Raw genomic sequence first — 13,339 nt, forward strand, 5'->3', positions numbered from 1 at the left:
TCCGTCACCCCACCTAGCAGTTAGGAGTCCAAAGCAACCGTGAAGTCTCGTAGCGTTTTCGGGACGGCCGTTGTCGGGCTGATCGGCGCGATCATCGGGAGCTTCTCGATGATGCTCTTCGCGAGCACCCATTTCGCAGGAGTCGCCGGGCCCGGAAACACGCCTCCGTCCGTCAGCGCGGCGCCGCTCCCCGCGGCCGCCGGCACGACCGACCAAGACCGCATCATCAACGCCGTCCGCCGGGTCGAACCCTCGGTGGTCGCCCTCGAAGTCGTCGTCAACGGAACGCAGGTCGTCCCGCTCGACCCCTTCGCCCAGCTCTTCGGCCAGCAAGGCCCGACTCAAGAGCGCCACGTCCGCGAGCGCGCATCGGGCTCGGGCTTCGTCTATTCGAAGGACGGCCTGATCCTGACCAACGCGCACGTGGTCCCCAAGGGCACCAGCTCGATCACCGTCGTGTTCCGTAACGGCGACAAGGTCAAGGGCCACCTCTACTCGTCAAACCCCGCGGCCGACCTTGCGCTGGTGAAGGTCGACAACTACGCCAAGCTGCCGCCTCCCGTCGCTTTCGCCAACAGCGCGCGCGTCGCGGCCGGTCAGTGGGCGATCGCCATCGGCGAGCCGCTCGAGCTCCAGGACTCGGTGACGGTGGGCGTCGTCTCGGGCTTCAACCGCGACGAGCCGATTCAAGGCGAGGACGGCACGCTGCACCTCTTCAAGGGGCTGCTGCAGACCTCGGCACCGATCAACCCTGGCAACTCCGGTGGCCCGCTGGTCGACTACGACGGCCGCGTCATCGGCGTCAACCAGTCGACCGCCAGCCCGGGCTCGGCACAAGGAATCGGTTTCGCGATTCCGGCGGACACCGTCTCGCAGACGGCCGTCGCGCTTCTCAAGAACCCCGGTAAGACGATCGACGCGAACGGCACGGGGACCGGCAAGGGCTTCCTCGGCGTCGGGGACGTCACCATCACCGGCAACGTGCGCACCCAGCTCGGCGGCTACGCCGACCAGGGTGGTGTGGCGGTCGCCCAGGTGGTCAGCGGCTCGCCGGCCGACAGCGCCGGAATCGAGCCGGGCGACGTGATCCAAGCGATCAACGGCAAGGCCGTCAACACGCCGCAGGACCTGGCCGGCACCATCGGCGCGATGAAGCCGGGGACCAAGGTCACCCTGCGCGTCTGGTCGCAGGGCGTCAAGAAGAACGTGGAGGTTACCCTGGCCGAGCAACCGGTCACCCAGTACCTTCAGAACCAGCAGCAACAGCAGAGCCCCTAGTCGTACCCCGTGAGGGACGGGAAGGGCGTCGGCGGAGCCGGCGCCCTTCTGCTTTTTCTCGCCGGCCGGTCCGCAACCAAAGTGCCAGCAAAACTGTCACAGGGAGGGAGTGGAACACCGTTGCCTCGACGGCGTATCATAGGCGATGCGCTCAGGCGAGGCCGCGGCGCTCACATCCCTTGAGCGGCGGTAAGCGGCAAGGCCCGAGCGGGACTCGATCCCTGACGGCTGGTCCACGCTGCTCGGAAAGCGAGAACAACAACACATGGCTAAAGTGGTCGGCATCGACCTCGGCACGACCAATTCCGTCGTCGCCGTGATGGAAGGGCAAAGCCCGACCGTCATCGCCAACTCCGAAGGGTCGCGCACGACCCCTTCCGTCGTCGCCTTCACCAAGACCGGCGAACGGCTCGTCGGTCAACTGGCAAAGCGCCAGGCCGTCACCAACCCGGACCGCACGATCTCCTCGATCAAGCGGCACATGGGGACGGACTACAAGGTCAAGATCGACGGCAAGGACTACACGCCGCAAGAGATCAGCGCCATGATCCTGCAGAAGCTCGTCAACGACGCTTCCGCGTATCTGGGTGAGCGGGTCACGCAAGCGGTCGTGACGGTCCCGGCATATTTCAACGACGCGCAGCGTCAGGCCACCAAGGACGCCGGCAAGATCGCCGGCATCGACGTGCTGCGCATCATCAACGAGCCGACGGCAGCCGCGCTCGCGTACGGCCTGGACAAGAAGGGCAACGAGACGATCCTCGTGTGGGATCTCGGCGGCGGCACCTTCGACGTCTCGATCCTGGAAGTCGGCGACGGCGTTTTCGAAGTGAAGGCGACCAACGGCGACACGCACCTGGGCGGCGACGACTACGACGCACGCATCGTCGACTGGCTCGTCACCGAGTTCCGCAAGGACCAGGGCATCGACCTGAGCAGCGATCGCCAAGCGATGCAGCGCCTCACCGAGGCCGCCGAGAAGGCGAAGATCGAGCTGTCGGGCACCGTCCAGACGACGATCAACCTGCCGTTCATCACCGCGGACCAGAACGGTCCCAAGCACCTGGACATCACGCTGACGCGTTCCGAGTTCGAGCGCCTCACGCAAGATCTCACCGATCGCTGCATCCAGCCGTTCAAGAACGCGCTGGCCGACGCCAAGCTCGACGTCGCGCAGATCGACGAGGTCGTGATGGTCGGCGGTTCGACCCGCATGCCCGTCATCCAGGAGCTGGTCAAGAAGCTGACCGGCAAGGAGCTCAACCAGTCCGTCAACCCCGACGAAGTCGTCGCGGTCGGCGCGGCGATCCAGGCCGGCGTGCTCGCCGGTGAGGTCCGCGACGTCGTCCTGCTCGACGTGACCCCGCTCTCCTTGGGTCTGGAGACCCTCGGCGGCGTGAACACGAAGCTCATCGAGCGCAACACGACGATCCCGACGCGCAAGACGCAGGTCTTCACGACGGCGGAAGACGGTCAGACGTCGGTCGACATCCGCATCCTCCAGGGCGAGCGCGAGATGGCGAACGACAACAAGGAACTCGGGCGCTTCCGGCTCGAGGGCATCCCGGCTGCGCCGCGCGGCGTGCCGCAGATCGAGGTCACGTTCAACATCGACGCCAACGGCATCGTGAACGTCTCGGCCAAGGATCTGGGCACCGGCAAGGAACAGCAGATCACGATCACCGCGTCGACGAACCTCAACAAGGACGAAGTCGACCGCATGGTGCGGGACGCCGAAGCCTTCGCGGCCGCCGACAAGGCCAAGAAGGAAGAGGCCGAGGTGCGCAACACCGCGAGCTCGCTGATCTACTCGACCGAGAAGTCGCTCAAGGAAGTCGGCGACAAGGCCGAGGCGACGGTGCGCGGCGACGTCGAGACGGCGCTGGCCGACCTCAAGCGGATCTCCGACAACGGGACCGTGGCCGAGGTGAAGGCCGCGACCGAGAAGCTCCAGCAGGCTTCGTACAAACTGGCCGAGGAGCTCTACAAGGCGACGGGCGCGTCGACCAACGGCGCGAACGCCGGTACCGACGGCGCGCAGCACGAGCACGAGGGTGCGGCGGCCGGCGCGGGCGCGGGCCCGAGCGACGACGTCATCGACGCCGAGTTCAAGGAAGCGAAGTAGGCGCACGTGCACGACGACACCGCGACCACGGCGCCCGTCGACGCGACGGTGACGCCGAACGGCGCGGGCCAGCCTGGCGGCGAGGGTGACCTCGCCGCCGAGCTGACGGCCGCGCGCGCCAAAGCGGAGGAGAACTACAACAAGTTCCTCTACGCGATGGCCGACTTCGAGAACTACAAGAAGCGCATCGAACGCCAGCTGGCGGAGATCGCGCTGGCGGGCCGGCGCGCCGTCCTCGTCAAGATGCTGCCCGTGCTCGACAACCTCGAGCGCGCGCTCGCGTTCGACGACTCCGAGGGGCTGCGCGGCGGCCTGCAAGCGACGCTGCGCCAGTTCGAAGCGGCGCTCGAGTCCGAGAACGTCAAGCCCGTGACGGTCAAGGGGCTGCGGTTCGATCCGAAGCTCGCCGAGGCCATCGCGACCCAGCCGGCACCCGCCGGCGTCGCCGAAGACACGGTGCTGGAAGAGGCCCGCAAGGGTTACACGATCGGCGACGAGGTACTGCGTCCCGCGCAAGTCGTCGTCGCCAAAGGGCATGGCTCTTGAGCGCGCCCTCGGGGCATCGCGACATGTGGTGGTTCGTGAGCGCGCATACGGTCGGGGGGCCCCACGCGCAGCGTGGGGGGCGCGGAGCCGGGGGCGGAGCGCCTTTTAAATGAACTACAAAGACTACTATGCTGCTCTAGGTGTTCCGAAGACCGCCGCCGAGAAAGACATCAAGTCGGCGTATCGGAAGCTCGCGCGCAAGTGGCATCCGGATGCGAATCCGACCAACACGCGCGAAGCCGAAGAGAAGTTCAAGGACATCCAGGAAGCGTACGAGGTGCTCGGCGATCCCGAGAAGCGCCGCAAGTACGACGCGCTGGGGTCGGATTGGCAGCGCGCGGCGCGCGAGGCCGAGCAGCAACGCTCGTACCGGACCGCGCAAGACACGGACTTCGGCAGCTTCAACTTCGGCGGCGGCGCGGCGGGCGCGAGCGGCTTCTCCGACTTCTTCGACATGTTCTTCTCCGGCATCGGACGCCGTCCGGGCGCCGGTGCGACGAACTTCGGGGGCGCGACGGCGCAGCGCGGGGAGGACCTCGAGTCCACCATCGAGCTCTCGCTGCACGACGCCTACGAAGGCGGCAAAAAGACGGTCACGCTGCAGGTCGAGGATCTCTGCCCGCGCTGTCACGGCACCGGCACCGACCGTAACCGCATCTGTCCGCAGTGCCACGGCACCGGCCGTATTCGAGAGACGAAGAAGTTCGACGTCACGATCCCGCGCGGGGTTCGCGACGGCCAGCGCATTCGTCTGGCCAAGCAAGGCGCCAGCGGCGCGAACGGCGGTCCGCGCGGCGACCTGTACCTGGTCGTGCACTTGACCGACGACGACCGCTACGAGCGCAAGGGCGACGACCTGTACCTCGACCTCCCGGTCAGCATCTACGATCTGGCGCTGGGAGCCGAAGTGCGCGTGCCGACCCTCAACGGCGACGTCACCATGACGATCCCCGCCGGGACGCAGAACAACAAGATGCTGCGCCTCTCCGGCAAGGGGATGCCCAAGCTCAAGGACGGCGGCTACGGCGACGAATACGTCCGCCTCATCGGCCAGCTGCCCACCAACCTGACCGATAAGGAAACGAAGCTGTTCCGCGAGCTCGCCGGCTTGCGGAACGGCAAGGCCAAATAGACGGCGCCCGCATGCGGGCGCTATTCTATTTTGCCGATCATCACCTCGGCTTCGCCGCCGTAGAAGTTCGGGATGTCCTTCACGATCGCGCGCCCTTCGGGCGAGCCGAACGCGGCGCCGACGGCGCCCATGTCGTCGAAATAGAGCGAGGTCACGACCTGATAGCGGCCGGGCGCGCCGGTCGGCGTGCCGGTGATCGTGCGGACCTCGTCCTTGCGCAAACCGAACTTGCCGAAGCCCTCGCGCACCATCGGCATGTGCTTGCTGGCGTAGTAGTCGGCGTCGAAGCTGGCGCCGGTCGGATAGCAGACGGTCACGGCGATCATGCTCGCGGCTTGGCGCGGCCGATCGGCCGTCCCTGCGCGGCAGGCTCCCGCATGCGCACCCGGTAAGCTCGGCGGCATGAGCACGACGAGCGATACCGTGACCAGCCGTGAGATCCGCCTCGCGAGCCGCCCGACGGGCGAGCCGGGGCCGGAACACTTCGAGCTGGCGAACGCGACCGTCGGCCCGCCGGGCGAGGGCGAAGTGCTGGTGCGCACGACCCTCATGTCGGTCGAACCGTACATGCGCGGCCGCATGAACGCCGGCAAGTCGTACGTGCCGCCGTTCGCGGTCGGCGAGGCCCTCTCGGGCTCGGCGATCGGCGAGGTCGTCGCGTCGCGCGCGGACGACGTGCCGGTCGGCACCGTGGTCCTGCACAACTTGGGTTGGCGCGAGTATGCCGTGATGCCGGCCGCGCACGTGAAGGCGATCGACGTCCGCCAGGTGCCGCCCGACGTGTACCTGGGTGCGTTCGGCGTACCGGGGTTCACCGCGTGGGTGGGGCTGCGCATCATCGCGCAGGTCGCGGCCGGGCAGACGCTGTTCGTCTCGGGCGCCGCGGGCGCGGTCGGCTCGATGGCGGTCCAGCTCGCCAAGCGCGCCGGCCTCACCGTCGTCGGTTCCGCGTCCTCACCGCAGAAGGTCGCGTACGTGCGCGACGAGCTGGGCGCCGACTTCGCCTTCGACTATCACGACGGTCCGACCAAGAAGCTGCGCGAGCTGGTGCCCGACGGGATCGACGTCTACTTCGACAACGTCGGCGGCGAGCAGCTGGAAGCGGCGATGATCGCCATGCGCGACTTCGGCACGATCGTGCTCTGCGGCGCGGTCTCGCAGTACAACGCGACCGTGCCGGAAGGGCCGCGCACGCTCGGCATCGCGATCCAGCGCCGCCTGAAGCTGCAGGGCTTCATCGTCATCGACCACTTCAAGCGTTACGACGAGTTCGTCGCCGAGGTCGCGCCGCTGATCGCGGCCGGCGTGATCAAAGCACCCTCGACCTTCGTCGAGGGGATCGAGAACGCGCCGCGGGCGCTGATGGACATCCTGCGCCCCAACGCGTCGATCGGGAAGATGATCGTCCGGCTGGCTTGATGGTCGACGCGGCCCTCCAGATCACGCTCGTCGTCGTCAGCTTCGGCGCGATCTTCGTCGCGGTTCGCTACGCGCGCCCACTCACCGTCGCCGCGACGATCGGCGCGCTGCTGGTCGCCGAGATCGTCGCCCTCAACGCGGGTGCGCCGCTCTCGATCGCCGCGTCGGCGGCGATCGCCGTCGAGATCGGCCTGGTCGCCGTTTGGTGGTACCGTGCGCGCGCGGGCATCCGCGCGTGGCGGGCCGAGGCGCGCGCGACGCCGCTGCTGCTGCGCTCGCCGTTCGTCGACCGGTGGCGCGTCGCGGCGGGCGGCCCGCTGCCCGGCCGGAACCATCATCTGCTCGCCGGCGACCAGCGCTTCGCGTACGACTTCGTCCACGTCGGCGGACGGTGCCTGGGCGAACCGATCCTCGCCCCGTGCGCGGGCACCGTCGTCGCCGCGGTGGACGAGCTGCCCGATCTGCCGCCGTCGATGAACCCGAACCGACCGGGCATCGCCGGCCGCGAGCTCGGCAACCACGTCGGCATCCAGACCGGCGGCACGACGGTGTTCCTCTGCCACCTCCAGCGCGGATCGCTGACGGTCGCGGCCGGCGACCACGTCGCGGCCGGCACCCAGATCGGGCGCTGCGGGAACAGCGGCCGCACGACGCGGCCGCACCTGCACCTGCACGCGCAGGACCGGCCGGTCTACGCGCTCCGCGTCGCGCGCGGCGTGCCGGTCGCCTTCATCGATGCCGGTACGGCACGCGTGCTCGAGTTCGGCGACGTCCTGGACAGCGCGACGACGCGCGAACCCGAAGCGGCTTCGGCCGTGTTGTAGGCAAGCAATGCTCGGCGGCCCTCCGGTCCACCTCATGTGGTCCAACATGTTCAGCCCGAACCGCCCGAAGATCACGCGGCGCGTCGAGCTGCGCCGCATCCTCGCGCTGTTTCGTCCGTACCTCGCCCAAATGCTGTTGGTGCTGGCCTGCATCCTGGTCGGCGCGCTGCTGGGGCTGTTGCCGCCGCTGTTCACCAAGTGGCTGATCGACAGCGCGATCCCGCAGCACAGCATGCACGCGGTGTGGCTGCTGGTCGGTGGGATGGTCGGCGTCGCGCTGGTCACCGGGGTCGTCGGCGTCTACCAGGGTTTCCTGAACTCGGTGCTGGGCGAAGGGATCATGCGCGACATCCGCACCAGCCTGGTCGCGCACCTGCACTGCATGCCGCTCTCGTTCTTCACCGGGACCAAGACCGGCGAGATCATGAACCGGGTCTCGAGCGACGTCGACAACATCGACAACGTCGTGACCGGCACGCTGGTCACCATCGTCACCAACGTCTTCGTCATCTTGACGACGGTCGCCACGATCTTCGTGCTGAACTGGAAGCTGGCGCTGATCTCGCTGGCCGTCATCCCGCTGATGATCTTGCCGCTCTCGCCGGTCGGCCGGCGCATGTACGACGTGCGCAAGCTGACCCGCGAAAAGCGCGACGAGATCGAGTCGATCACCCAGGAGACGCTCTCGATCTCCGGGATCACGCTGATCAAGTCGTTCGTGCGCGAGCGCTTCGAGCGCGACCGCTTCTACAAGGTCGGCACCGACCTGATGAAGCTCGAGATCAACCTGGCCATGGTCGGCCGCTGGTTCATCGCCGCGATCACGGCGATGGTCGTGGTCGGCCCGGCGATCGTGTGGCTGGTCGGCGCGTGGCTGGCGATTCGCGGCGACCTGACCGTCGGTACCATCGTCGCCTTCGTCGCGTATCTAGGCCGCCTCTACGGCCCGGCCTCGGCGCTGGCCGGCGTGCAGGTGCAGATCGTCTCGGCGCTGGCGGTGTTCGAGCGCATCTTCGAGTACCTCGACATGGCGCCCGAAGGGAACGAGCGGCCCGACGCGCTCGCGCTGCGCGACGTGCGCGGCGAGGTCGCCTTCGAGGACGTCCACTTCTCGTACACGCCCGAGCGCGTCGCCCTCGACGGCGTGACGCTGCGCATCGCCCCCGGACAGATGGCTGCCTTCGTCGGACCGTCGGGCGCCGGCAAAACCACGATCACGCAGCTCGTGCCGCGCTTCTACGATCCGCAGTCGGGGACGATCCGCATCGACGGCTACGACGTGCGCGACCTGACCCTGGCGAGCCTGCGCGAGAACATCGGCATCGTCACCCAGGAGACCTATCTCTTCCACGACACGATCGCGTCGAATCTGCGCTACGCACGGCCCGACGCGACCCAAGAGCAGGTCGTCGCGGCGGCCCGCGCCGCCAACATCCACGACTTCATCGCCTCGCTGCCCGACGGCTACGACACGATCGTCGGCGAACGCGGCCACAAGCTCTCCGGCGGCGAGCGCCAGCGCCTCGCGATCGCACGCGTGCTGCTCAAGAACCCGTGCATCCTGATCCTCGACGAGGCGACCAGCGCGCTCGACTCCGGCAACGAAGCCGCCATCCAAGCCGCGCTCGTCCCGTTGATGGAAGGCCGCACCAGCTTGGTGATCGCGCACCGCCTCTCGACGATCTTGCACGCCGACGTCATCTTCGTCGTCGAGCACGGCCGCATCGTCGAGCAAGGCACGCACGAGCAGCTGCTCGCCCGCGACGGCGCCTACGCCCAGCTCTATTGGAAGCAGTTCCGCGACCGCGCCGAAGCGGTCGCGACCTGACTCAGCCTTCGCCGTCCCAGCCCAGGACGCGGGCGGTCAGCTCGGTGCGATTGCGCGAGCCGGTCTTGCGCAGCAGCGCCTTGAGGTGGAAGGTCGCGGTCGAGCCGGAGATCGAGAGCGACTCGCCGATCTCGCTGCTGGAGAGGCCGCGCAGCACTTCGCCGAGCACCTGGCCTTCGCGACGGCTGAGCTGATAGCGCGACATCGCACGCAGGATCGTGCCGCGACGGCGCGCGGGTTCCACCGCGACCAGGTAATACGGCGTCGCCGCCCCGGCCAGCCGCGAGATCCGCACGAAGGCGAACGGCAGCGAACGCGTCGCGGCCGGCTCGGCGGGCCGTTCGCCCAGCTCGCGTACCAGGTCGCGCACGGTGTCGATCAGGAGCGGCGGGGTGCAGCCTTCGCGCGGGCGGTAGAGCGCGTGGAGCGGCGACTCGTCCGTCCCGGCCGCTTCGACCAGCGCCGGGCGCAGCCGCTCGTCGATGACGAAGCTGACGGTCGTGTTGTTGCGGCTCCACGAAGGGGTGCTGCCGTCGACGACCCAGTGGGTCAGCGCGCCGCCGTGCTCCTCGACGAACCGCCGCGTCTCGGCGATGCGCGCCGGCCGGAAACCGCGCTCGTCGTGGTCGAGCCGGACGACGGCCAACGGTCCGCCGTGGCGGCCCAGTGCGATGAACATCGCGCCGCGGCTGCGACTGCGCACGACCAGCGCCGGCAACGGCGCGTCGCGCAGCTGCAGCTCCCGCAGCACGACGACCACGTCGTCGCTCTCGGGCTGCTCGCGCCGCGGCGGCCCCTCCGGGAACCATCGCACGTCGCGTCGGCTCGCACCGGAAATCGCTGCGAACACGTCGGCCGCGTAGCCGAGCGCGCCCGATCGCGCGGCTTCTCCCGATACAGGAGCTTCCACACCGAAAAAGTCAAGGGGCCGGCGCCACAATCCTGCCTGAGGAAGCGCTATCTTTCTCCGGCGGACTACCAGCCGCCGACGGCTCGGGCGTGCCCGGAGGCGAGCCAGTCGGCGAAGTCGGGCGGGGTCATCGGCTGCCCGACCAGATAACCCTGGAGTTCCTCGACGCCGTTCGAGATCAGCCACTGCGCCTGCTCCCGGTCCTCGACACCCTCGGCGATCGCGCGGACGTTGAGCCCACGCGCGACTGCGACCGCCGCCGCGGCGACCCGCGTCCACTGGACGTCGCTGCCGCCCGCTCCGCGCGGGTTGATCTTGATGAAATCGAGCGGCAGCGCCGCCAGTGCTTGCAGCGAGGTGTGGGCCGCGCCGAAGCCGTCGATCCCGACCGGCACGCCCAGCCGACCGACCCGGCGCAGGAACGAGCCGCCCGCGTCGACGTCGGCCAGAGCCGTCGCCTCGCGGACTTCGAGAGCCAGCCGCTGCGGCGAGTCCGGGATCTCGCCGAAGAGCGTGTCCAGCGCGCGCCAGACCTCGTCGCTCCAGCTCGAGACGTTGATGTGGATGCGCGTGTCGATGCGGCGATCGCCGTTGATGCGCAGCACCTCGCCGATCGCACGGATCACCTTGACGTCGAGGGCCGACGAGGTCGCCGCCGTCCCCTCGGCCTGCAAGAACGAACGCGGCGCGAGCCAGCCGCGCTCCGGATGCCGCCAGCGCACCAGTGCTTCGGCGCCGACGACCCGATGCGAGCGCGTCGAGACGATCGGCTGGAAGCACAGCATGAAGTCGCGCTCGAAGTCGGCGCTGCGCAGGCCGGCACGGAACTCGCGGCGCGCGTTGACCGCGCGGCCGACGCCGTCGCGGTACCAGCGCACCCGGCCGCCGCCGAGCTGTTTGGCCGCGTAGAGCGCCTCGTCGGCGTGCCGCAGCAGCTCCTCTTGCGTCGAGCCGTCGTCGGGGAACACCGCGACCCCGATGCTGGTGCGCACCGTCAGCCGCAGGTCGCCCTCTTCGACGTTGATCACGACGCGTTCGAGGAAGCGCTGCGCCGCCTCGGCCATCTCGATCTCGTCTTCGCCCACGCTGAGCACCGCGACGAACTCGTCGCCGCCGTACCGGCCCAGCGTGTCGCCGCGCCGCAGCGCTTCGGCCATCCGCCGGCCGGCTTCGACCAGCGTCTCGTCGCCGACCGCGTGGCCGAAGCTGTCGTTGACGTCCTTGAAGCCGTCCAGGTCGATGAACAGCACGCCGACCCGCGCCCCGGTGCGCCGCGCGCCGGAGATCGCATCGTCGAGCGCGCGCACGACGTCGGCCCGGGTGGGCAGACCGGTCAGCGCGTCGGCATTGGGATCGGCGCTCTGCACGCTCTCTTGCGCCGCGCGCGCGAAGGCGCGGCCGAACGACATGCCGATCGCGCGCGCCAAGCGGTGACAGACCGAGCGGCCGGGGTTCCAGCGCATCGCGAAGCGCAGCTCGGGGCCCAGCGACGCGATGTACGACGCGTCGCCGAAGCTCTCGGGACCGCGCGCTTGCATCGCTTCGGCGGCCAGCTGCAGCGTGTCGTCCTCGACCACGCCGCCGCGCGTCTCGGAGGCGACGATCGTTCCGTCGGCCTGCGCGATCAGCGCGATCGAAGCGTCGGTGACGGCCAAGCCGCCACACAACAGAATGCTCAGGCGCTCTTCGAGCGCGTGCGGGGCTTCGGCGGCGGCGTCGAACACGGCCCGGATCGCGTCGATCTCCGCTTCGGCGGCCGAACCGGCCGCGCCGGTCCCGCGCACCGTCGGGATGCCCATCTTCGTCCCCCCTTTCACAGCGCCACCGTGCGCGTGAGTGCCTGCGGAAGGTCGGCGGCGGCGACGTCGGGAGCGAGTCCCGGACCGCCGAGCACCGTCGCACCATGGCGCGCGAGCCAGCGCCCTTCGGCAAGAGAGGTCACCCCGAAGACGATCACCTGCGGTGCCAGAATCGAGCCGCACGCCAGCGCGGCCAACGTCCCCATGTGCGTACCGGCGTCGACGGTCACGAAGTCGAGATCGGGCGTGACGCCGCCGCGTTGCGCGAACGCCCCGGCGCACAGCGCGTCCATCCCGATCGCGATGCCGAGCGTGCGCAGCTGCCGCAACGCCGGCAGCTGCGCCGGATCGATCTCGGTGCAGCCGAGCGCGAGCGCCAGCCGGCGCACTCCTTCGCGCGAACGCGACTGTCCGAGCAGCTGCTCGAGCAGCTCGGCGGTGAGCTCGGCGACGCGAATGTAGACGCGCGGCCCCGGGCTCGGCATCGCCAGCGCCATCGCGGTGCGCACGGTCCAGCTGTCGATCGCACCGCGCACGTGCCGGCCCAGCGGCGCGACCGGCGGGAACGGTTCCTCCGGGCCGTCGGCCTCGACGAAGACGCCACACACCGCGCCGGTATACCCGTCGAAGGCGGGACGGCACCGCAGCGAGAGCGCCTGCGTCTCGGCCGCGTCGCGCAGATGTTTCTCGCCCTGCGCCTGACGGCGCAAGCGCGCGCCGGTCTCCTCGCGGAACCAGTACGGGAGCCCGCTGCCGGCCGAGGTCGCCGCCAACGCGGCCGCGCTGGCTTTTTCGAGTAGGTCTTCGACGCGCGCCCCGTCGTCGGGATAGACCGCGACGCCGACGTGGGCGCACCAGCGCTCGCGCGCGGCGGCCAGGACGCGCTGCGCGGCGACGAACGCCTCGATCTCGTGCGCGTCGACCGCGACCAGCACCGCATAGGCGTTGGCGCCGAGATAGCCGACGTGATCGGTCGCGCGCACGACGCGCCGCAACCCGCTCGCCAGCGCCTCACCGCGTTCGCCCACCGTTCGCACGGCATCTTCGATGTCGACGTGCAGCAGCGCGAAGCGGCGCCGGCCACGCAGCGCGCCGCGCACCAGCTGCTCGATGCGGCGCAGCGTCGCGGTGCGGTCGGCGGCGATCGCCGGCAGGCGCGCGAGGTCGGCGGCGTCGAGCGCCCAGCCGCACAGCGTCGCGAACGCCTGCGCGCGGTGGAAAACAGCCTCACCGGCGTCGCCCCACCGCATCGCGATGCGGCCCTGTCCGCGCCCACCGATCCGCGCCACGTAGTACGGCGGGACGAATTGCTCGGTCTCGAACACGCCGCGCACCCGGCGGTGCAGCCGCTCCGCGGCCCGGCCTTCGACGGTTCCCGGGAACGCGGCGACGACGACGTCGCCCACCAGCACCACGGCGTTCTCGACCCCGGCCAGCGCCGGGCCGAGCGCGAGCACGGCACGCAGACGATCCCGCTC

11 protein-coding genes are annotated in these 13,339 nt (G+C 69.5%); 7 read left to right on the forward strand and 4 right to left on the reverse strand.

Annotated features, from left to right (window positions below; all coding sequences use genetic code 11):
• Nucleotides 1-39 precede the first annotated feature (39 nt).
• From VMD91_18330 to VMD91_18345, 4 genes are all read left to right on the forward strand, one after another.
• Nucleotides 40-1,278 (forward strand): trypsin-like peptidase domain-containing protein, encoded by a 1,239-nt coding sequence (locus VMD91_18330; protein ID HTW86034.1) that lies wholly within the window; start codon nucleotides 40-42, stop codon nucleotides 1,276-1,278.
• Between the two features lie 265 nt (nucleotides 1,279-1,543).
• Entirely contained in the window at nucleotides 1,544-3,403 is a 1,860-nt protein-coding gene (dnaK, locus tag VMD91_18335) for a molecular chaperone DnaK (GenBank protein ID HTW86035.1), read from the forward strand.
• Nucleotides 3,404-3,409: 6 nt separating this feature from the next.
• Nucleotides 3,410-3,949 carry a nucleotide exchange factor GrpE gene (locus VMD91_18340; GenBank protein HTW86036.1) on the forward strand — a complete coding sequence of 180 codons (540 nt, stop codon included), beginning with the start codon at nucleotides 3,410-3,412 and terminating at the stop codon, nucleotides 3,947-3,949.
• Between the two features lie 109 nt (nucleotides 3,950-4,058).
• Complete coding sequence (locus tag VMD91_18345; protein ID HTW86037.1) at nucleotides 4,059-5,081, forward strand: DnaJ C-terminal domain-containing protein; 1,023 nt, start codon at nucleotides 4,059-4,061, stop codon at nucleotides 5,079-5,081.
• A gap of 20 nt (nucleotides 5,082-5,101) precedes the next feature.
• On the opposite strand, the gene VMD91_18350 is transcribed toward VMD91_18345, so the two are convergent.
• Nucleotides 5,102-5,407, reverse strand: a complete 306-nt coding sequence (locus tag VMD91_18350) for an EthD family reductase (GenBank protein HTW86038.1) — start codon at nucleotides 5,405-5,407, stop codon at nucleotides 5,102-5,104.
• Nucleotides 5,408-5,483: 76 nt separating this feature from the next.
• Here VMD91_18350 and VMD91_18355 point away from each other — a divergent pair, with 76 nt between their 5' ends.
• From VMD91_18355 to VMD91_18365, 3 genes are read left to right on the forward strand one after another with little or no spacing between them, the layout of a single operon-like run.
• Complete coding sequence (locus VMD91_18355; protein HTW86039.1) at nucleotides 5,484-6,500, forward strand: NADP-dependent oxidoreductase; 1,017 nt, start codon at nucleotides 5,484-5,486, stop codon at nucleotides 6,498-6,500.
• A complete protein-coding gene (locus tag VMD91_18360; GenBank protein ID HTW86040.1) occupies nucleotides 6,500-7,324 on the forward strand; it encodes a M23 family metallopeptidase in 825 nt (274 codons plus the stop codon). Before VMD91_18355 ends, VMD91_18360 begins: the two co-directional genes overlap by 1 nt.
• Before the next feature lie 7 nt (nucleotides 7,325-7,331).
• The gene (locus VMD91_18365) at nucleotides 7,332-9,152 is read left to right on the forward strand and encodes an ABC transporter ATP-binding protein (GenBank protein ID HTW86041.1); all 1,821 of its coding nucleotides are present in this window, start codon (nucleotides 7,332-7,334) and stop codon (nucleotides 9,150-9,152) included.
• A 1-nt stretch (nucleotide 9,153) separates the two neighbouring features.
• Here the strand turns inward: VMD91_18365 and VMD91_18370 are convergent, their stop codons facing one another.
• The 3 genes from VMD91_18370 to VMD91_18380 all read right to left on the reverse strand — a co-directional run bounded on the left by VMD91_18370 (nucleotide 9,154) and on the right by VMD91_18380 (nucleotide 13,318).
• Nucleotides 9,154-9,966, reverse strand: coding sequence for a helix-turn-helix transcriptional regulator (locus VMD91_18370; GenBank protein ID HTW86042.1), 813 nt, complete (start codon nucleotides 9,964-9,966; stop codon nucleotides 9,154-9,156).
• Between the two features lie 161 nt (nucleotides 9,967-10,127).
• Nucleotides 10,128-11,879, reverse strand: coding sequence for an EAL domain-containing protein (locus VMD91_18375; protein ID HTW86043.1), 1,752 nt, complete (start codon nucleotides 11,877-11,879; stop codon nucleotides 10,128-10,130).
• Nucleotides 11,876-13,318 carry a hypothetical protein gene (locus VMD91_18380; GenBank protein HTW86044.1) on the reverse strand — a complete coding sequence of 481 codons (1,443 nt, stop codon included), beginning with the start codon at nucleotides 13,316-13,318 and terminating at the stop codon, nucleotides 11,876-11,878. Before VMD91_18380 ends, VMD91_18375 begins: the two co-directional genes overlap by 4 nt.
• Nucleotides 13,319-13,339 lie beyond the last annotated feature (21 nt).

Source organism: Candidatus Sulfotelmatobacter sp., from assembly GCA_035504415.1.
GTDB lineage: Bacteria > Vulcanimicrobiota > Vulcanimicrobiia > Vulcanimicrobiales > Vulcanimicrobiaceae > Vulcanimicrobium.

Bases quoted from the DNA above. Each gene is read 5' to 3' on its own strand.
- dnaK (HTW86035.1), top strand. From the start codon at position 1,544: ATGGCTAAAGTGGTCGGCATCGACCTCGGCACGACCAATTCCGTCGTC.
- VMD91_18345 (HTW86037.1), top strand. From the start codon at position 4,059: ATGAACTACAAAGACTACTATGCTGCTCTAGGTGTTCCGAAGACCGCC.
- VMD91_18350 (HTW86038.1), bottom strand. From the start codon at position 5,407: ATGATCGCCGTGACCGTCTGCTATCCGACCGGCGCCAGCTTCGACGCC.
- VMD91_18355 (HTW86039.1), top strand. From the start codon at position 5,484: ATGAGCACGACGAGCGATACCGTGACCAGCCGTGAGATCCGCCTCGCG.
- VMD91_18360 (HTW86040.1), top strand. From the start codon at position 6,500: ATGGTCGACGCGGCCCTCCAGATCACGCTCGTCGTCGTCAGCTTCGGC.
- VMD91_18365 (HTW86041.1), top strand. From the start codon at position 7,332: ATGCTCGGCGGCCCTCCGGTCCACCTCATGTGGTCCAACATGTTCAGC.